At 59.1% G+C, this 18689-nt stretch carries 17 protein-coding genes; 11 read left to right on the top strand and 6 right to left on the bottom strand.

The features are described 5' to 3' along the window. Positions 1-5: 5 nt before the first annotated feature. Positions 6-389, top strand: a complete 384-nt coding sequence (locus tag ACM6I7_RS05290) for an MAPEG family protein (RefSeq protein ID WP_027610617.1) — start codon at positions 6-8, stop codon at positions 387-389. Between the two features lie 139 nt (positions 390-528). Here ACM6I7_RS05290 and ACM6I7_RS05285 read toward each other — a convergent pair whose 3' ends face one another. Then, positions 529-1713, bottom strand: a complete 1185-nt coding sequence (locus ACM6I7_RS05285) for a murein transglycosylase A (protein WP_027610618.1) — start codon at positions 1711-1713, stop codon at positions 529-531. A 128-nt stretch (positions 1714-1841) separates the two neighbouring features. Here ACM6I7_RS05285 and ACM6I7_RS05280 point away from each other — a divergent pair, with 128 nt between their 5' ends. Beyond that, on the top strand, positions 1842-2291 hold the full coding sequence (locus ACM6I7_RS05280; protein WP_027610619.1) for a c-type cytochrome: 450 nt from the start codon (positions 1842-1844) through the stop codon (positions 2289-2291). A gap of 126 nt (positions 2292-2417) precedes the next feature. Here ACM6I7_RS05280 and ACM6I7_RS05275 read toward each other — a convergent pair whose 3' ends face one another. The 4 genes from ACM6I7_RS05275 to ACM6I7_RS05260 all read right to left on the bottom strand — a co-directional run bounded on the left by ACM6I7_RS05275 (position 2418) and on the right by ACM6I7_RS05260 (position 7025). Next, on the bottom strand, positions 2418-2813 hold the full coding sequence (locus ACM6I7_RS05275) for a DUF1090 domain-containing protein (protein WP_007961884.1): 396 nt from the start codon (positions 2811-2813) through the stop codon (positions 2418-2420). A 95-nt stretch (positions 2814-2908) separates the two neighbouring features. Beyond that, positions 2909-4585: an NAD-dependent DNA ligase LigB gene (ligB, locus tag ACM6I7_RS05270; protein WP_414888095.1), complete on the bottom strand. Its 1677-nt coding sequence runs from the start codon at positions 4583-4585 to the stop codon at positions 2909-2911. Between the two features lie 235 nt (positions 4586-4820). Continuing rightward, complete coding sequence (gene metK, locus ACM6I7_RS05265) at positions 4821-6011, bottom strand: methionine adenosyltransferase (RefSeq protein WP_027610621.1); 1191 nt, start codon at positions 6009-6011, stop codon at positions 4821-4823. Positions 6012-6029: 18 nt separating this feature from the next. After that, a complete protein-coding gene (locus ACM6I7_RS05260; RefSeq protein WP_097089016.1) occupies positions 6030-7025 on the bottom strand; it encodes an ArsR/SmtB family transcription factor in 996 nt (331 codons plus the stop codon). 258 nt (positions 7026-7283) lie between these two features. Between ACM6I7_RS05260 and tkt the strand changes: the two genes are divergently transcribed. The 8 genes from tkt (at position 7284) to ACM6I7_RS05220 (ending at position 15455) form a co-directional block, all read left to right on the top strand. Beyond that, positions 7284-9281 carry a transketolase gene (gene tkt, locus ACM6I7_RS05255; protein WP_115988724.1) on the top strand — a complete coding sequence of 666 codons (1998 nt, stop codon included), beginning with the start codon at positions 7284-7286 and terminating at the stop codon, positions 9279-9281. 180 nt (positions 9282-9461) lie between these two features. Next, a complete protein-coding gene (gene epd / locus ACM6I7_RS05250) occupies positions 9462-10520 on the top strand; it encodes an erythrose-4-phosphate dehydrogenase (protein WP_027610624.1) in 1059 nt (352 codons plus the stop codon). Between the two features lie 26 nt (positions 10521-10546). Further along, entirely contained in the window at positions 10547-11710 is a 1164-nt protein-coding gene (locus tag ACM6I7_RS05245) for a phosphoglycerate kinase (RefSeq protein WP_027610625.1), read from the top strand. Positions 11711-11744: 34 nt separating this feature from the next. Beyond that, complete coding sequence (locus ACM6I7_RS05240) at positions 11745-11966, top strand: hypothetical protein (RefSeq protein WP_007961876.1); 222 nt, start codon at positions 11745-11747, stop codon at positions 11964-11966. A gap of 57 nt (positions 11967-12023) precedes the next feature. Continuing rightward, a complete protein-coding gene (locus ACM6I7_RS05235; protein WP_098966020.1) occupies positions 12024-12356 on the top strand; it encodes an MliC family protein in 333 nt (110 codons plus the stop codon). 279 nt (positions 12357-12635) lie between these two features. Further along, positions 12636-13700 (top strand): class II fructose-bisphosphate aldolase, encoded by a 1065-nt coding sequence (gene fba / locus ACM6I7_RS05230; protein WP_003229012.1) that lies wholly within the window; start codon positions 12636-12638, stop codon positions 13698-13700. Between the two features lie 620 nt (positions 13701-14320). Beyond that, positions 14321-14746 (top strand): hypothetical protein, encoded by a 426-nt coding sequence (locus ACM6I7_RS05225; protein WP_414888094.1) that lies wholly within the window; start codon positions 14321-14323, stop codon positions 14744-14746. A gap of 319 nt (positions 14747-15065) precedes the next feature. Next, complete coding sequence (locus ACM6I7_RS05220; protein ID WP_103369182.1) at positions 15066-15455, top strand: hypothetical protein; 390 nt, start codon at positions 15066-15068, stop codon at positions 15453-15455. Between the two features lie 92 nt (positions 15456-15547). On the opposite strand, the gene ACM6I7_RS05215 is transcribed toward ACM6I7_RS05220, so the two are convergent. Next, positions 15548-16216, bottom strand: a complete 669-nt coding sequence (locus ACM6I7_RS05215; RefSeq protein ID WP_097089026.1) for a polysaccharide lyase family 7 protein — start codon at positions 16214-16216, stop codon at positions 15548-15550. 333 nt (positions 16217-16549) lie between these two features. Between ACM6I7_RS05215 and ACM6I7_RS05210 the strand changes: the two genes are divergently transcribed. Then, positions 16550-18673 (top strand): putative bifunctional diguanylate cyclase/phosphodiesterase, encoded by a 2124-nt coding sequence (locus ACM6I7_RS05210; protein ID WP_097089028.1) that lies wholly within the window; start codon positions 16550-16552, stop codon positions 18671-18673. Positions 18674-18689 lie beyond the last annotated feature (16 nt).

The following is an 18689-nucleotide window of genomic DNA, read 5'->3' as shown; positions in this document are numbered from 1 at the left end:
GCTTTATGACGGTGGCTCTGTGGTGTGTGTTGATCGCGATTTTCCTGCCGTATGTGTGCACGATTGTGGCCAAGGTCTCGGGCGGTTTCAGGCTCAGTGACAATCATGATCCTCGGGATTTTCTCGATAGCGTGGGCGGCGTCGCCCGACGGGCGCATGCGGCGCAGTTGAACAGCTTCGAGGTGATGCCGGCATTTGCTGCCGCAGTGATTGTTGCGCATCTGGTGGGCACGGCGCAGCTAGTGACAGTGAATGTGCTGGCGGTGCTGTTTATCACCAGTCGCCTGCTGTACATCATCTGCTACCTGGCGGATTGGGCGATCTTGCGGTCGCTGGTGTGGTTTGTCGGGATGGGGCTGATTGCTGCGTTCTTCTTTGTGTCGGTCTGAATCTCGGGTGTTGCTGCCGGCCTCTTCGCGAGCAAGCCCGCTCCCACAGGTATCAATGGCGAGCACAAATCCTGTGTACACCAAAGAACCCTGTGGGAGCGGGCTTGCCCGCGAAGGCGGTAGCTCTGGCGCCGAGCGCTTAAGGCTTGTCCTTAACCGTATCGGCCACCTGCGGTACTTGCGGCAACGCCGCACCTTTAGGCCAGAGCATCCAGATCTGCCCCTGCTGCTTCATGTCCCCGGCTAGTTGCCCGGCAGCATCGCCGGTGCCCCAGAACAGATCCGCACGCACCTCGCCGGCAATCGCGCCACCGGTGTCCTGCGCCGCGACCGGGCGAACCAAAGCGCTGCCGTCCGGACGGGTGGTCGACAGCCACAGCAGGCTGCCCAACGGAATCACCTTGCGATCCACCGCTGCGCTGTAGCCGGCGGTCAGCGGCACATTGAGCGAGCCGCGTGGGCCTTCGTTGCTGTCCGGGTTGCGAGTGAAAAACACGTAGCTCGGGTTGCTGCCCAGCAGTTCCGGAATGCGCGACGGATTGGCCTTGGCCCAGTTGCTGATCGCGCTCATGGTCACGTCTTCTTTCTTCAGCTCGCCTTGCTCGACCAGCCAGCGACCAATCGGTCGATACGGGTGGCCGTTCTGGTCGGCGTAGGCGATGCGCAGTTGTTTGCCATCCGGCGTCTGAATCCGCCCGGAACCCTGGATCTGCAAAAACTGCAGGTTCATTGGATCGGTCAGGTACGCCACTACCGGCGCTTTGACGCCTTTGGACTCGATGGTCGCCGCGTCGTCATACGGCTTGAGCACTCGGCCTTCGAGACGGCCACGCAGGCGCTTGCCCTTCAGTTCCGGGTAAATGCTGTCCAGCGAGACGATGATCATGTCTTCCGGCACGCCGTACACCGGCACGTTCGCCACCTCGGTGGGCGTCAGGCTGCCGGGGTAGACCGGTTCGTAGTAACCGGTGATCAGACCGTTGGGGTTGTCATGCTCGGCGCGCAGTCCGAACACGTCGAGGTTCTGCTTGAGGAACGCGCGAATCTCGTTGGCGCTTTGCGGCACGTTGGCGGCTGCCGCGCAGGTGCCGCCCCAGACCGGATCAGCCTTGAGTCGGGTGCAGGCGCTGCGCCATGAACCGAAACCGGCCACCAGATCGCTGTCGGACACCGCCGGCAAGGCTTCCCAAGTGGCGCTGGAATAAGTGGCCAAGGCATGGGTTTTCGGTTTGGCAGTGTCGCCACCGGTGCAGCCGGCAAGGATTGCCAGCAGTGGCAGGGTTGCGATCAGTGGGTGACGCCAGGCCTTGAAACGGCTGTTCATGGAGTGATTCCTGTGCCGGTTGCCCAAGTGCTCCATGCGCTCCGGCAACCCGTATTTTTAATAGGGCTATTGGTGTTTGTCGGCGACGCGAGGATACTGGCCGCCGAATTCCGTGACCTGAAGCCACCATGACTCTTAAAAGAATTTCTGTTGTATTGCTGGCCTGTCTGACCTTGTCCGCCTGTGGCGGCGTCGATCCGAATTCTCCGCTGGGGCAACGCAAGGCGATCTTCAAGCAGATGCTCAAGACCGGCGAAGACCTGGGCGGCATGTTGCGCGGACGCATTCCGTTCGACGGGCCGAAATTCGCCGAAGGCGCGGTGAAGCTTGATGCGTTGTCGCATGAACCGTGGAAGCATTTCCCGCAGGTGCGTGAAGAAGATCACACCAGCGCCAAGGACGATGTCTGGCTGCGTCAGGCCCGCTTTCAGGAATTGGCCCGTAACCTTGAGGCGGCCACCGGTGAACTGGTGATCGCCAGCAAGGTTCAGCCGTACAAGGCCAGTAACCTCGGGCCTGCGGTGCAGAAGGTTGAGGATGCCTGCAGCGCTTGCCATAAAGAGTTTCGCGATCATTGATTTCTGTTGTTTGAGCTGACGCCTTCGCGAGCAAGCCCGCTCCCACACTGGATCTGTGTCGTTCACAAATCAAATGTGGGAGCGGGCTTGCTCGCGAAGAGGGCATCAAATTCCCCGCATTAACGGTTACTTGTCGATCTGGTCCAGCGCATCCTGCAGCTCTTTGCGCGACTCGGCGAGCTTGTCCTTGCGCTTGTTGATCTTCTCCGGATCGCCTTTCTTCATCGCCTTGTCGAGATCCGCCTGACGCTTGCTCACTTCGTGCTTGGCTTCCAGCACCTTGTTTTCGCGTTCTTTCTTCAGGCCGGCATCGGTGCAGTTCTTGGTCACTTCATCCAGAGCGGTTTGCAGACCGGCCTGCTGATCGGTGTTGCCCCGGGATTTCGCCTGCTCGAGCTGATTGATGATGCCCTGCTTCTTCGCGGCGCAACCGGTCAGGCCCGGTGCATCTTCGTCAGCCATCACAGGCGCGGCCAGAACGCCACAGAGAGTCAGCAAGGCAAGCGGTGCAAGAAATTTCATAAAAGCTCCATGTGCAAAGGCAGTCGGGTCGGGGGCACTGCGCTGTTTGAGCGTCTGACGGCCCTTGGGTTCCCGGCTGCCGGGGGATTGCGTGATCAGAAACCGTCGATTCCGGCGGCGCGTAATGTGTCACTCAAGGCCAGCACCTGCGGGTCGCGGAAGAATGCGCTCAATTGCGCCGCGCGGCCCGGGCCGATTCCGGCTTCTGCCTGCCATTGTTCGGTGTCGCGTTGTGCCAGCGCCTGCCACGAGTCGGCCAGTTGTGCCTGACCGGTTGGCGGTAAACCCAATGCTTTGAGCCACTGGGTGAACGGCCGTTGGCGGGCGCTGTGAAAACTGTTGATCAGACGTGCGCTGCTGCGCTCGCCGAAGCCGGCAATGTTAGCAAGCTCTGGCTCGTCGAGGGTCAACCAATCCAGCAGGTTGTTCAGGCGGCCTGTTTCCAGAAGTTTCTCCCAGGTACCGCGCCCGACATTCTGCAGCGCCAGCCCTTGCTTGCCACTGAGCCAGGTCAGGCGCGCGAGAAACTGGCTCTCACAACCGGGTGTCGGTTGCCAGCAGCTCAAGGCGTGAAAATCGCGCGTGTCGGGAATCTCGAGAGCGGCCCGTTCGGTGGTGCGCAACACCACACTGTCGAGTCGTGGAATGGTCAGCCCGGCCAGGCTGATTGCCACTTGATCACCGGGGCGGATATCCAGCGTCTGCCAGCGCTTGAGGGAGCCGGCGCTGACGCGTCTGATCTCGCGGTCATCGAGCATCACTGGCGACAACTCCAATACCGGCGTGATGCGTCCGCTGCGACCTACTTTGAAGTTCACTTTGCGCACCTCGGCCAGCGCCCGGGCAAACGGGTATTTCCAGGCGACGGCCCAGTAGGGCGCGCTCGCCTGCCAACGCTCAGCCGGTGGGCGCTGGCTCTGGCGCAGGACAATGCCGTCAGTGGCGAAGGGCAGGGGTGATCGATACCAGTGCTCACGCCACTGCTGCGCCTCTTCAAGGTTGGCGATGGCCTGACTGAATGGCGCCGTCGTGGCGAAACCCAATGTCGCCAGTGCCGCTGTTCTTTCGGGCAGATTCGCCGGCCCCTGCGGCCAGTCCCAGACGAACAGGCCGATCCCGGACGCCTGTTCTGTGCTCAAGGATTTACGGCTCATCAGTCCGGCAACGGTGGCGCGGGCGTTGGCGCTGCCGGCGCTGGCCTGCACATGTTGATTCAGGCGCCAGTAGAGTTCGCCCTGCACCAACAGGTCCAGCGGTTGAGTCAATTGTTGCGGAATGGCGGCGATCCTTTGCGCCGATGCCGTCCAGTCCTGGCCGCTGATACCGTCGCCGCGACTGATCGCTTGCTGCAACAGGCCGCGACGGTAAATCAGCGTGACCGCCACGCCATCTACCTTGGGTTGCACCCAGACCTCCTGACGATCCTTTAACCATGCTTGAACGGCAGCCGCTTGGTGAAGCTTGTCCAGACCGGTGTGGGCGATCGGATGCGCGATAGAACCAGACGCGCTGCGCAAGGGCTCGGGCGCTGCGGGTTGCTGGAAGCACTGGCGCCATTCGGTGAGCCGCAGGCGCGATTGATCGTAGAGTTCGTCGGCAATCAGCGAGCGACCTTCGCGGTGGTAGGCGTCGTCCCATTGGTCGATTTGCTGTTGCAGGGCCGAGACTTCAATTTGCGCCTTGTCGGTTGACCAGTCGGGGCAGGCTGCATGGGCGATCAGAGGGGTGAAACTCAGCAAAAGAACTGAAAACAGGCGCAGCGTGGCAAGCATTTTGAGCGTCCTTGCTCAGGGGGAATGCTTTAAGGCTAGGCGAGGATTCAGAGAGGCCCCGGGTGGGTGTTTTGCATTGTGTTTCCATGCCCAAACTCGGGTCGCCAGCACTGGCCTCTTCGCGAGCAAGCCCGCTCCCACAGGGGGGCTTTATTGATATTGGGAGGGTATTTCAGGCATGAAAAAGCCCCGCACGGCGCGAACCGTGCGGGGCTTTTTTGCCGCCGGGGAGGGCTTACAGACCAGCAGCGGAACGCAGAGCGTCGGCGCGGTCGGTTTTTTCCCAGGTGAAGGTGGAGAAGGTGTCTTCGCCAACCGTCTTGGTCTGCGGAGCACGACCGAAGTGGCCGTAGGCTGCAGTTTCCTGGTACATCGGGTGCAGCAGGTCGAGCATGGTGGTGATCGCGTATGGACGCAGGTCGAACACTTCACGCACCAGCTTGATGATCTTGTCATCGCTGATCTTGCCGGTACCGAAGGTGTTCAGCGAGATCGAAGTCGGCTGAGCGACACCGATGGCGTAGGACACCTGAATCTCGCAACGCTCGGCCAGGCCGGCAGCCACGATGTTCTTGGCAACATAACGGCCAGCGTAGGCAGCCGAACGGTCAACCTTCGATGGATCTTTACCGGAGAATGCGCCGCCGCCGTGACGGGCCATGCCGCCGTAGCTGTCGACGATGATCTTGCGACCGGTCAGGCCGCAGTCACCTACCGGGCCGCCAATGATGAACTGGCCGGTCGGGTTGATGTGGAACTGGGTGTCTTTGCTCAGCAGTTCTGCAGGCAGCACGTGCTTGACGATCAGCTCCATCACGCCTTCGCGCAGGTCTTTGTAGGACACTTCAGGGTTGTGCTGGGTCGACAGAACAACGGCGTCGATACCGACAACCTTGCCGCCTTCGTAACGGCACGTCACTTGCGACTTGGCGTCCGGACGCAGCCACGGCAGCAGACCCGATTTGCGGGCTTCGGCCTGGCGCTGCACCAGCTGGTGCGAGAAGGTGATCGGCGCTGGCATCAGCACGTCGGTTTCGTTGCTGGCGTAGCCGAACATCAGGCCCTGGTCGCCGGCGCCCTGATCTTCAGGCTTGGCACGGTCAACACCCTGGTTGATGTCAGGGGACTGCTTGCCGATGATGTTCATCACGCCGCAGGTCGCGCCGTCGAAGCCGACTTCGGAGCTGGTGTAGCCGATGTCGCAGATCACGTCACGAACGATCTGCTCCAGGTCGACCCAGGCGCTGGTGGTCACTTCACCGGCAACGATAGCCACGCCGGTCTTGACCAGGGTTTCCACGGCAACGCGTGCGTGTTTGTCCTGGGCGATAATGGCGTCCAGCACCGCATCGGAAATCTGGTCGGCGATTTTGTCCGGATGTCCTTCAGACACGGACTCGGAGGTGAAGAGGGAGTATTCGCTCATCTCGATGTTTTCCTGAATTTACCGATGGTGAGTGTCGCCAGCCGGTCGCTGAAAGTGGCGAACCTGGATCTGGAAACCATTACGTAAGCCTACATAGAGGCTGTCCCCGGGAACGAGTCCCGCAGCGGTGGCCCAACGGGCCAAATCGTCCTGTTCAAACCCCAACCACAGATCACCGCAGGCCTCCCTGGCCCAACTCTGGTTGTGGCTACATAACTCTGTCACGAGCAGGCTACCGCCCGGTTGCAGCAGGCCGGCCATGTGCTTGAGCGCTTCGGCCGGCGCGGCGAAATGGTGCAACACCATGTTCAGTACCACGCAATCGGCCTGAAGGCTGGTGCCATTCAATGCATCGGCCAATTGCAGGCTGACGTTAGCCAGCCGTTCACGTTCACATACCTGACGCGCCAGTTCGAGCATCGCCGGGCTGTTGTCCAGCGCGGTTACGGTGCCGAAGCGGCGGGCCAGTTCCGGCAGGAAAGCACCATCGCCGGGGCCGACTTCAATGGCCGTGGCAGCACCATTGAAGTTCAGTTTGTCGAGCAGGGCCAGCACACTGTCACGGTACTGCGGCAGGCCTGCGATCAAGTCTTGCTGGGCGCGGAATTTCTCCGCAACCCGGGTGAAAAAGTCCTGACTGGCGGCTTCGCGTTGTCCGTGGACCTGGGCGATGCGCGTCTGCACGTCGTCCGGCAGCGCCAGATTGTCGACTTCTTCTAACAATGCGGCGTGCAACTTGCCGCCCAGCAATTCGGTGTGGGGCAGGGCGCGGCGATAGAAAATCGCGTTACCTTCACGGCGTGTCGCCACCAGATCGGCCTGGGCCAGCACTTTTAGGTGGTGGCTCATGCCGGACTGACCGATGCCGAAAATCTGCGCCAGCTCCAGTACGCCGAACGAGTCGTTGGCCAGCGCGCGCAATACATTCAGGCGCAGTGGGTCGCCACCGGCCTTGCACAGGGCCGCCAGCTCGTCGCAGTCGTCATGGCGAATGGAAGGCACGCGTAAGTTCATGGGGCAGCAGTCTAGTGACGGTGGGAAATCGCCGCAAGGGCAATATCAAAAAGTTTTGATATTGCTCGATAGATGGCACTTCTCCCTGGCTGGTTAACTCTACAAACGAACAGCGGAAAGGTTTCACCAGACGAAACCGCCGTCCAGCACGGGAAAAACGCCCTCGGATGACTATCTGTCATTGCCCCGAGGCGCTCCGGTGAGGGAAAATGCCCTCCTTTTTTCCGTTTCAATCTATTCACACCCAGGAGATCAGCGATGCCTAGCCGTCGTGAGCGTGCCAACGCCATTCGTGCCCTCAGCATGGATGCCGTGCAAAAAGCCAACAGCGGCCATCCCGGTGCCCCTATGGGTATGGCAGATATCGCCGAAGTACTTTGGCGCGACTACCTCAAGCACAACCCGAGCAACCCGTCGTTCGCCGACCGTGACCGCTTCGTGCTGTCCAACGGCCACGGCTCGATGTTGATCTACTCGCTGCTGCACCTGACCGGTTACGACCTGTCGATCGACGACCTCAAGCAGTTCCGTCAACTGCACAGCCGCACCCCGGGTCACCCGGAATTCGGTTACACCCCGGGCGTCGAGACCACCACCGGCCCGCTGGGTCAGGGTCTGGCCAACGCCGTCGGCTTCGCCCTGGCGGAAAAAGTCCTGGGTGCGCAGTTCAACCGTCCTGGCCACAACATCGTTGATCACCACACCTACGTGTTCCTCGGTGATGGCTGCATGATGGAAGGCATTTCCCACGAAGTCGCTTCCCTGGCCGGTACGCTGGGCCTGGGCAAGCTGATCGCCTTCTACGATGACAACGGCATCTCCATCGACGGTGAAGTCGAAGGCTGGTTCACCGATGACACCCCGAAGCGTTTCGAATCCTACAACTGGCAGGTGATCCGTAACGTCGACGGTCACGATCCGGAAGAGATCAAGACCGCCATCGAAACCGCGCGCAAGAGCCCGCTGCCGACCCTGATCTGCTGCAAGACCACCATCGGTTTCGGTTCGCCGAACAAGCAGGGCAAGGAAGACTGCCACGGCGCCCCACTGGGGGACGCGGAAATCGCTCTGACCCGTCAGGCGCTGAACTGGAACCACGGCCCGTTCGAAATCCCGGCCGACATTTATGCCGAGTGGGATGCCAAGGAAAAAGGTCGCGCTGCCGAAGCCGAGTGGGATCAGCGTTTCGCTGCCTACTCCGCGGCGTTCCCGACCGAAGCCAACGAGCTGATCCGTCGTCTGAGCGGCGAACTGCCGGCTGACTTCGCGGAAAAAGCCTCGGCCTACATTGCTGAAGTGGCGGCCAAAGGCGAAACCATCGCCAGCCGTAAGGCCAGCCAGAACACCCTGAACGCGTTCGGCCCGCTGCTGCCGGAACTGCTCGGCGGTTCGGCTGACCTGGCCGGTTCCAACCTGACCCTGTGGAAAGGTTGCAAAGGCGTCAGCGCTGAAGACGCCAGCGGCAACTACATGTACTACGGCGTGCGCGAATTTGGCATGACCGCGATCATGAACGGCGTGTCCCTGCACGGTGGCCTGGTGCCTTACGGCGCGACCTTCCTGATGTTCATGGAATATGCGCGCAACGCGGTGCGCATGTCGGCGCTGATGAAGAAGCGTGTGATCCACGTCTACACCCACGACTCCATCGGTCTGGGCGAAGACGGCCCGACGCACCAGCCGATCGAGCAACTGACCAGCCTGCGGACCACGCCGAACCTCGACACCTGGCGTCCAGCCGATGCCGTTGAATCGGCAGTGGCCTGGAAAAATGCGCTGGAGCGTAAGGACGGCCCTTCGGCGCTGATCTTCTCGCGTCAGAACCTGCAGCACCAGGAACGCGATGCCGGCCAGATCGCCGACATCAGCCGCGGTGGCTACGTGTTGAAGGACTGCGCAGGCGAGCCTGAGCTGATCCTGATTTCCACCGGTTCGGAAGTCGGTCTGGCCGTTCAGGCCTACGACAAGCTGACCGAGCAAGGCCGCAAGGTGCGCGTGGTTTCCATGCCTTGCACCAGCGTGTTCGATGCGCAGGACGCCGGCTACAAGCAATCGGTTTTGCCGCTGCAGGTCAGCGCACGTATTGCGATCGAAGCGGCTCACGCCGACTTCTGGTTCAAGTACGTGGGTCTGGAAGGTCGCGTGATCGGCATGACCACTTACGGCGAATCGGCTCCGGCTTCGGCACTGTTCGAAGAGTTCGGCTTCACTCTGGAAAACATCCTGGGTCAGGCTGAAGAGCTGCTGGAAGACTGATCCAGAAGTTGCGTCGTCTGGACTGACGCCTTCGCGAGCAAGCCCGCTCCCACAGGGGGATTTGTTGTGTGACACAAACAGTGTGCACAACCCTGATCCAATGTGGGAGCGGGCTTGCTCGCGAAATCGGTGGTTCAGACACCACTGCAATAACGGAATCAAACGGTAATCGAGAACCCCATGCCTCAACCGCGTCCCTACAAAGTTGCACTCAACGGCTACGGCCGGATTGGTCGTTGCGTCTTGCGTGCGTTGTTCGAGCGTGGCGAGAAGGCCGGGTTTGAAATTGTCGCGATCAACGATCTGGCGGACATGGCCAGCATCGAATACCTGACACGCTTCGACTCCACCCACGGCCGCTTTCCCGGCGAAGTGCGAGTAGACGGCGATTGTCTGCATATTAATGGCGACTGCGTGAAGGTCCTGCGCAGTGCCACCCCCGAAGGCATTGACTGGGCGGCGCTGGGCGTCGACCTGGTGCTGGAGTGCTCCGGCGCTTACCACACCCGTGAAGACGGCCAGCGTTTCCTCGACGCCGGCGCGCCACGCGTGCTGTTCTCGCAACCGATGGCCAGCGAGGCGGATGTCGACGCCACCATCGTCTTCGGCGTCAATCAGGATTGCCTGACTGGCGATGAACTGCTGGTGTCCAACGCCTCCTGCACCACCAACTGCGGCGTGCCGCTGTTGCGGCTGCTGGACAAGGCGATCGGCCTGGATTACGTGTCGATCACCACGATTCACTCGGCGATGAACGATCAGCCGGTGATCGACGCCTATCACCACGAAGACCTGCGCCGCACCCGTTCGGCGTTTCAGTCGGTGATCCCGGTGTCCACTGGTCTGGCACGTGGCATCGAGCGTCTGCTGCCGGAACTTGCCGGGCGAATTCAGGCCAAAGCCGTACGCGTGCCGACGGTCAACGTGTCCTGCCTCGACATCACGATGCAGACCGCCACCGCGACCGATGCCAACGAGGTCAACCGGATCCTGCGCGAGGCCGCCACCAACGGCCCGCTCAAAGGCCTGTTGGCCTATACCGAGTTGCCGCACGCCAGTTGTGATTTCAACCATGACCCACATTCGGCCATCGTCGATGCCAGTCAGACCCGTGTTTCCGGCCCCAAACTGGTGAACATCCTGGCCTGGTTCGACAACGAATGGGGTTTTGCCAACCGAATGCTGGACGTTGCAGACCACTATCTGCAAACAGCGATTTCAAAAAAACCTGCTCTCTAAGAACAGCTACTCAGGAAGTGCGACCCATGACCGTGTTGAAGATGTCCGACCTCGATCTGCAAGGTAAGCGCGTATTGATTCGCGAAGACCTCAACGTCCCAGTCAAGGACGGTGTTGTCACCAGCGATGCGCGTATCCTGGCTTCGCTGCCGACCATCAAGCTGGCCCTGGAAAAAGGTGCGGCGGTGATGGTGTGCTCACACCTGGGCCGTCCGACCGAAGGCGAGTTCTCCGCCGAGAACAGCCTCAAGCCAGTCGCTGACTACCTGAGCAAGGCCCTGGGCCGCGACGTGCCGCTGGTGGCCGATTACCTGGGCGGCGTTGACGTCAAGGCCGGCGACATCGTGCTGTTCGAAAACGTGCGCTTCAACAAGGGCGAGAAAAAGAACGCTGACGAGCTGGCCCAGCAATACGCCGCCCTGTGCGACGTGTTCGTGATGGACGCCTTCGGCACCGCGCACCGCGCAGAGGGTTCGACCCACGGCGTGGCCAAGTTCGCCAAAGTCGCCGCTGCCGGCCCGTTGCTGGCCGCTGAGCTGGACGCACTGGGCAAGGCACTGGGCGCACCGGCCAAGCCAATGGCTGCGATCGTTGCCGGCTCCAAGGTGTCGACCAAACTCGACGTACTCAACAGCCTGAGCCAGATCTGCGATCAGCTGATCGTCGGTGGCGGCATCGCCAACACTTTCCTGGCTGCCGCCGGTCACCCGGTCGGCAAGTCGCTGTACGAGCCGGACCTGCTGGACACCGCGCGCGCCATCGCCGCCAAGGTCAGCGTACCGCTGCCGGTGGACGTGGTGGTTGCCAAGGAGTTCGCGGAAAGCGCCGAAGCCACCGTCAAGCTGATCGCTGACGTTGCCGCTGACGACATGATTCTGGACATCGGCCCGCAAACCGCGGCCAACTTCGCCGAACTGCTGAAATCGTCGAAAACCATTCTGTGGAACGGCCCGGTCGGCGTGTTTGAATTCGACCAGTTCGGCAACGGCACCAAGGTGCTGGCCCAGGCCATCGCTGACAGCGCCGCGTTCTCCATCGCCGGCGGTGGCGACACCCTGGCGGCCATCGATAAATATGGCGTGGCCGAGCAAATCTCCTACATTTCCACCGGTGGCGGCGCGTTCCTCGAATTCGTCGAAGGCAAGGTGCTGCCGGCCGTTGAAGTCCTGGAAAGCCGGGCCAAGGCCTGAGGCCGCCCGTTTGGCCAGGCAAAGGAGTGTTCAGATGGTCAAGTCGTTAGCGCTGTTGTTGCTCACCGGTACGCTGGCGGCCTGCGGGAGTAACCCGAAGGCCGAGGCGACACCTGCGCCGGATGCGGCACAGAAAGGCTGCTACCAGGCCGACTGGCAGGCCGAAACCAACCCGGTGCTGAACAAGCGCTCGGGGCCGGACGGTCTGGACAAATACGAGACGCAAACCCCGGCCAAGGAACATGGTTGTCCTTGACCGGTCTGACTCTTTAACTCAGGGCTGGCGGCGTTGGTTGTCAGTCGAGGAACACGGATGAAAGGCTTGATCGCCATTGCGGCGTTGGCATTGTTGGGCGGTTGCGCGCAGTTGAACCTGTTTCAGTCGTCCGCACCTGCGGACAGCTGGACCACCTGGACCTGCGACAGCCAGGCCAAAGTGCTGTGGCGCTACGCCAATGCCGGCCAGAAGGAAGTCGATGTTCGGCTGGGCGGCGGTGATCAGGTCTATCGCCTGAAAGAAGAGCCGGGCGCCTCGGGCGTGCTGTACAGCGACGGCATGCTGGCGTTTCACGTCAAGGGTGACGAAGGCCTGGTGTATTGGGTCGCCACCAATGACCTGATTGGCCGCGGCTGCAAGGCCGAGTAAGACGATTGAATTGATTCACATAGATCCAAAATGTGGGAGCGGGCTTGCTCGCGAAGGCGGTGGATCAGCTTGCATCAATGTTGAATGTAAATCCGCATTCGCGAGCAAGTCGAATCGTCGCACCGCCGCTCCCACAGGGTTCTCTGTTGTTCACAAGATTTTGGTAACACCGAATCACCAGACCGGGCTTCGACCCCCGATCTGCAATCACTTGAATAGCCGCCGCCGCTCCGGCAGGCTGGCACGATTAACGACCCTCAACCGGGAGAGACACACACAATGGCACTTATCAGCATGCGCCAGATGCTGGACCACGCAGCCGAGTTCGGCTACGGCGTTCCAGCCTTCAACGTCAACAACCTTGAGCAGATGCGCGCCATCATGGAAGCCGCTGACAAGACTGACTCCCCGGTGATCGTCCAGGCTTCGGCCGGCGCTCGCAAATACGCCGGCGCGCCATTCCTGCGTCACCTGATCCTGGCCGCGATCGAAGAATTCCCGCACATCCCGGTGTGCATGCACCAGGACCACGGCACCAGCCCTGACGTCTGCCAGCGCTCGATCCAACTGGGCTTCAGCTCGGTAATGATGGACGGCTCCCTGGGCGAAGACGGCAAGACCCCGACCGACTACGAATACAACGTCCGCGTTACCCAACAAACCGTCGCCATGGCTCACGCCTGCGGCGTTTCGGTAGAAGGCGAGCTGGGCTGCCTGGGTTCGCTGGAAACCGGCATGGCCGGTGAAGAAGACGGCATCGGCGCTGAAGGCGTTCTGGATCACAGCCAGATGCTGACCGACCCGGAAGAAGCCGCTGACTTCGTCAAGAAGACCCAGGTCGATGCCCTGGCCATCGCCATCGGCACCAGCCACGGCGCCTACAAGTTCACCAAGCCACCTACCGGCGACGTGCTGGCGATCGACCGCATCAAGGAAATCCACAAGCGCATCCCGAACACCCACTTGGTGATGCACGGTTCCTCGTCGGTGCCACAAGAGTGGCTGGCGATCATCAACCAGTACGGCGGCGACATCAAAGAAACCTACGGCGTACCGGTTGAAGAAATCGTCGAAGGCATCAAGTACGGCGTGCGCAAGGTCAACATCGACACCGACCTGCGCCTGGCATCCACCGGCGCAATGCGTCGCCTGATGGCCACCAATCCGAGCGAATTCGACCCACGTAAATTCTTCGGCGCAACCGTGACGGCGATGCGTGATGTGTGTATCGCTCGTTATGAAGCGTTCGGTACTGCCGGTAATGCTTCGAAGATCAAGCCGATCTCGTTGGAAGCGATGTTCCAGCGTTATCTGAAGGGTGAGTTGAACGCCAAGGTTAACTAAGCCTGAACGTTAAGCTGCGCTGATAAAAACCCGCCGAGAGGCGGGTTTTTTTTTGGGTGTGATTTTTTCGCGTAGCGACACTGTTCATGAGGAGTGCATGATAAGTTGATCTAACTGAGTTTTGCTTATTTCCAATAGATCTCAATGACTGTCAGATCTGACAGTAGGCAGCCTCAAGCGATACTCACAAGATAAGACTCCACCTCGTAATGGAGTACACAGCAATGACTACAAAGGACGTTAAATCCAAAGGCTCGGCCCCGGCTACCCAGCCAGTTGAGCCAAAAACGGAAGACCTCAAAAACTCCAAGGGGCCAGCTCCTTTCACACGCCCTAAGCAACCCGAGTAAGCCCCTGGCTTTAGAATCCACAGACATGTGACTTCTTTTTTACATCGTGATGGATTGAGGCAATAGCTGTCCATATAAGAAACCCGCCGATAGGCGGGTTTCTTATGGGTGAGTGATTGGTATGTCGCACGTCCGGGTTGTCCAGTGATTTCTTTGTTAAAGGCGGATTTGTTATTTCAAAGGGATATAAGTACCTGTCAGATATTACAGGTGTGCGGAAATATGGAGCCGCCTACTATCGGGTTTCACTTGTCCCTCGGAAAGATAGAAATGAAAAACGAAAAAGAAATAAAAGGTGACGCTGGCGTTGACGACTCCTTATTTGGTTCTATGAAAATCACCTACAAGCATCAAAAATATGGTGAGCATTCGATGAAATTTATAGATTATGGTTTTTTATATAAGGGGGAAAAGTCTTTTCAACTTTCTCCAAAGTACCGAGAGTTTGAAGGTCACAAGTATTATTTGTCATTGTCCTTTAAGGCAGGCCTTGAAGTTGACGAGAATTATGAGCTGGGTGGAAAAGATACACCCGTTAGCGCGCATTTGGAGATTGATGATATAAATGGTGATCGGCAGGCTAGCGGCAAGTTTAATTTGTCAAGAAGTGGAGATTACCCAAAAGGCACCTTTGATATCTATGAAGAAGGCGTCTTCTCAGCAGCAGGTGAATTTGAGTACATGAAGTGGTCTTAGTCGATACCGGTTAAAACTGTGCCGGCGGTCTGCTGGTTTATTAAGCTTTGCATTGTCCGATAGTTGAGGGCTATAAGTTCTATTTATCGTGATAAATATCCAGCTTGGTAAACGCAGGAAGCGGGGGCGGATCTGTTTGAGTCGCCAGCACTCGTATAGTTGATGTCGGTAGTATGGAAAGTTAGGGCTTTGCTTGTTTTTTGTAGTTCAAGGCCAGCTACCAAATGCGAACGGATATAAGCGCCTGTCAGATATTACAGGTGTACTGTCGCTGGTAGGTGGTTATTCTTCTGTTTTACTTACTTTTCGGATGAAAAATATGAGCACTAATAAAAGCATCAAAATAGAAATTCCTGAATTCATGGAAGTTACATTCAAGCATGAAGGTTATGATGAGCAAAAATTTGAGGGCGGAGGCCACCTAACCCATAGGGATGGGTTTTTTTATATTAATACGAAGCAAAGGGAGCTAGGTGGACATAGTTATTATATGAACCTTAAATTCAGAGATAATCTTGCGGTTGACGTGTACACGCTGGACGGAAAAGATGAGCCCGTGAGAGCGCATTTAGAATTTGATGGCATTGAAAATGATAAGTATGCAAGCGGTATGTTGAGATTGACACAGGTAAGCCCGTATCCTGTAGGCGAGTTCGACCTCGTTGAAGGAAAGTTGTCAGCTAAGGGGACGTTTACGTTCAGGCGTTAGTTTTTGATACTGGCCTTAAGTAATACGGCAGACTCTTGGAGTCTGCCAGTTTATTGATCTTTACATTGTCCGATGGTTGAGCGATGTTAGTACTATTTATCGTGATCAATATCCAGCTTGGTAAACGTCACCTGCCCACCTTCACTGGTATACCCGGTGTTGTCCTGCACATACACCCCGGCCTTGAAGTACAGCGGCTTGTTGCGCCACGTCGCGCTGACTTGTGAATCCCACTGATAACCCGCTGCGCTCACACCCAGTGCACCGCCGGGGCTGAGGTGGATCAGGTAGTTGAATTCGCGGTCGAGTTTGATGCCGGTGGCGAGGGTGATGACGCGGCTTTCGTCGTCATCGGGGTGCATGCGCACCTTGATCACCAGGTTGCCGGTTTCGGTCTTGGTCTTGTACTGGTATTCGAGCTTGACCATCGGCTTCTGGCTTTCATACGCGTGGATCTGGCCGATGACGATCTTGCCCGAGCTGGGCACCTTGTTCACCGCGAGGGTTGCGCGCAAGGTGTTGTCGGCGTCCGGGTAATACCAGTTGCGCAGGGTGCCGTTGCTGAAGGTTTCGCGCAGTTCGGTGCGCGGGTAGATGGCGTTTTCGGTTTTTGACCCGGTCACCGGTGACCAGAAAAACAGGGTGCCGGTGTCGGAATGGAAGTACTGATCCTTGAAGCCATTCACCAGTTTGGAGGTTTCGACGGTGTACGGCGGACTGCCGACGGGAACGCTGAGGTTCCAGGTTGCGAGATCGATCATGTCGGTTTTCCACTCAATTCATCCTGAACGCGAGTGCCAGAAGCTCTAGCCCGCGCCTTTTCGGGCGGCAGTTATAAGCGTAGAGGAGTTTTTTGTTAACGCCCGTTTGGCAGATGATTGGCGCCAACATCCTGTCGAAATGCCATCTGTGCCGGTTTTCGGGGGCTGCAGGGGTGACCGTTAGTCGGTAAGTCGCCGCTTTGGCTAAATGATGGCGGCGTGACAGCTTCTGCTTTCACAGATCCGCGACTAGAGTGATGGCTCAGTAACTGTACGGTTTTCCCAAGAACCGGCCGATAGTCCGACAAGAGATGTCCCGACAAGAGAAGCAGCATGGAATGCGCGCAACCCCAGCCAGGTGAAGGCAGCTCTGTCCTTTTGATCGTTGATGATTACCCTGAAAACCTGATCAGCATGCGCGCGTTGCTGCAGCGTCAGGATTGGCACGTCATGACCGCCGCCTCCGGCTTCGAGGCACTCAATCTGCTGCTCGAACACGACGTCGACCTGGTGCTGCTGGATGTGCAGATGCCGGGCATGGACGGCTTTGAAGTCGCGCGATTGATGCGCGGCAGCCAGCGCACACGCCTCACGCCGATCATTTTCCTTACCGCCAACGAACAGTCCCAGGACGCCGTGATCAAGGGCTACGCCAGTGGCGCGGTGGATTACCTGTTCAAACCGTTCGATCCGCAGATCCTCAAACCGAAAGTCCAGGCGTTGCTCGAACACCAGCGCAACCGCCGCGCCTTGCAGCGCCTGAGTCATGATCTGGAGGTCGCGCGGGCCTTCAATGCCTCGGTGCTGGATAACGCGGCGGAAGGAATATTGGTGCTCGGCGAGGACGGTTTGATCCGCTTCGCCAACCCGGCGATTTCGCGGCTGCTGAATGCGCCGGTGAAAGAGCTGGAGGGCAAGGAATTTCTCGATTATCTGCAGAAACCGCACATCCCGCTGTGGGCTGATTCCGAGCTGTTGGCCGGCTATAAACGCGGTGAGACCTTGCGTCTGCACGATGCGTTGTTACGCACGGCGCCGGGGCAACAGGTGCCGGTGGCGTTGTCCTGCGCGCCGTTGCCGGCCGAGCAGCGGGCGATGGTGGTGACGGTGCTGGACATGTCAGTGGTGCGTCACCTGCATCAGCAGCTGGAATTTCAAGCGGTCACCGATCCGTTGACCGGTCTGCTCAATCGCCGGGGCTTTTATCAGACGGTGGAAAACCTGCTGCTGCGCGGTGAACGCAGCGACAGCAGTTGGGTGCTGCTGTATCTGGATCTCGATGGCTTTAAACGGGTCAACGATTCCCTTGGCCACGATGCCGGCGACCGGGTGCTGCGCTGGGTCTCCGAGCAGTTGAAGGCGTGCTTAAGGCCGTTCGATATTCTCGCGCGCATGGGCGGTGACGAGTTCACGGCGTTGCTCGATCTGGAGTTCCCCGAGCAGGCGGCGAAGATTGCCGAGAAGCTCATCGAGCGGGTGTCGATCTGTCAGCAGATCGAGGGATTGGATATTGCCCTCGGCGCGAGTATCGGCATCGCCACTTACCCGGACTGCGGCTCGAACCTCGACGGCCTGCTGCGCGCCTCCGACATTGCCATGTACGAAGCCAAGCGCGCCGGGCGTCAGCAGTATCGTTTTTACGATCACGAAATGAACGGCCGCGCCCGCTCTCGGCTGATGCTTGAAGAGAGCGTGCGCAACGCCATCGAGAACCGTGATTTCAATCTGGTGTATCAGCCGCAAGTGGCGATCGACAGCGGGCAGATCCGCGGTTTCGAGGCGCTGCTGCGCTGGCAGCATCCGAGCGTCGGCGATGTGCCGCCGGGGTTGTTCCTGCCATTACTGGAAGAGGCGCGGCTGATCAGCCGGCTGGGCAGCTGGATCTATCATCGCGGCGCCGGCCAGCGCAAAGCTTGGGAAACCCTGTTCGCCGAGGATCTGGTACTTGGCGTGAGTTTGAGCAATACCCAGTTCGGGCTGCCGAACCTGGTCACCGAGTTGCGCCAGGTGCTGGAGCGGCATTCGTTGCAGCCACGGCAACTGGAGGTGGAAATCACCGAAGACGCGCTGATGCACAACCCCGACGAGACCCGCAAACAGCTGCGCCTGCTGCGCAATCTCGGGGTGCGGGTGGCGCTGGATGATTTCGGTTCAGGGCCGTGCTCGCTGGCGCATCTGCGTGATTTGGAGCTGGACACGCTCAAGCTTGATCGACACCTGATTGCGCGGCTGCCGGATTCGACGCGCGACGCGGCGCTGGTCAGCAACGTGATCAATCTGTGTAAACAGTACGGCTTGCTGGTGATCGCCGAAGGCGTGGAAACCATCGAACAGTATCAATGGCTGCAAGCGCATGGCTGCGAATATGTGCAGGGTTTCCTGGTGGCGCGTCCGCTGACCTCCGAAGACGCCGCCAGCTTCGCCGAGCCCTTCGACTGGAGCGCGCTGCCGGTTTGAATTCGTTACACTGGCG

The organism is Pseudomonas sp. IT-93MI4, assembly GCF_949767635.1.
In the GTDB taxonomy this organism is placed as follows: Bacteria; Pseudomonadota; Gammaproteobacteria; order Pseudomonadales; family Pseudomonadaceae; genus Aquipseudomonas; species Aquipseudomonas putida_A.
The sequence above is the reverse complement of the archived record's forward strand: the minus strand, read 5'-3'. Positions and strand labels throughout refer to the sequence as shown.

Bases quoted from the DNA above. Each gene is read 5' to 3' on its own strand.
- ACM6I7_RS05240 (WP_007961876.1), top strand. From the start codon at position 11,745: ATGGTCAAGTCGTTAGCGCTGTTGTTGCTCACCGGTACGCTGGCGGCC.
- tkt (WP_115988724.1), top strand. From the start codon at position 7,284: ATGCCTAGCCGTCGTGAGCGTGCCAACGCCATTCGTGCCCTCAGCATG.
- ACM6I7_RS05225 (WP_414888094.1), top strand. From the start codon at position 14,321: ATGAAAAACGAAAAAGAAATAAAAGGTGACGCTGGCGTTGACGACTCC.
- ACM6I7_RS05220 (WP_103369182.1), top strand. From the start codon at position 15,066: ATGAGCACTAATAAAAGCATCAAAATAGAAATTCCTGAATTCATGGAA.
- ACM6I7_RS05210 (WP_097089028.1), top strand. From the start codon at position 16,550: ATGGAATGCGCGCAACCCCAGCCAGGTGAAGGCAGCTCTGTCCTTTTG.
- ACM6I7_RS05280 (WP_027610619.1), top strand. From the start codon at position 1,842: ATGACTCTTAAAAGAATTTCTGTTGTATTGCTGGCCTGTCTGACCTTG.
- ACM6I7_RS05235 (WP_098966020.1), top strand. From the start codon at position 12,024: ATGAAAGGCTTGATCGCCATTGCGGCGTTGGCATTGTTGGGCGGTTGC.
- epd (WP_027610624.1), top strand. From the start codon at position 9,462: ATGCCTCAACCGCGTCCCTACAAAGTTGCACTCAACGGCTACGGCCGG.
- ligB (WP_414888095.1), bottom strand. From the start codon at position 4,585: ATGCTTGCCACGCTGCGCCTGTTTTCAGTTCTTTTGCTGAGTTTCACC.
- ACM6I7_RS05260 (WP_097089016.1), bottom strand. From the start codon at position 7,025: ATGAACTTACGCGTGCCTTCCATTCGCCATGACGACTGCGACGAGCTG.
- ACM6I7_RS05285 (WP_027610618.1), bottom strand. From the start codon at position 1,713: ATGAACAGCCGTTTCAAGGCCTGGCGTCACCCACTGATCGCAACCCTG.
- ACM6I7_RS05245 (WP_027610625.1), top strand. From the start codon at position 10,547: ATGACCGTGTTGAAGATGTCCGACCTCGATCTGCAAGGTAAGCGCGTA.
- ACM6I7_RS05275 (WP_007961884.1), bottom strand. From the start codon at position 2,813: ATGAAATTTCTTGCACCGCTTGCCTTGCTGACTCTCTGTGGCGTTCTG.
- ACM6I7_RS05215 (WP_097089026.1), bottom strand. From the start codon at position 16,216: ATGATCGATCTCGCAACCTGGAACCTCAGCGTTCCCGTCGGCAGTCCG.
- metK (WP_027610621.1), bottom strand. From the start codon at position 6,011: ATGAGCGAATACTCCCTCTTCACCTCCGAGTCCGTGTCTGAAGGACAT.
- ACM6I7_RS05290 (WP_027610617.1), top strand. From the start codon at position 6: ATGACGGTGGCTCTGTGGTGTGTGTTGATCGCGATTTTCCTGCCGTAT.
- fba (WP_003229012.1), top strand. From the start codon at position 12,636: ATGGCACTTATCAGCATGCGCCAGATGCTGGACCACGCAGCCGAGTTC.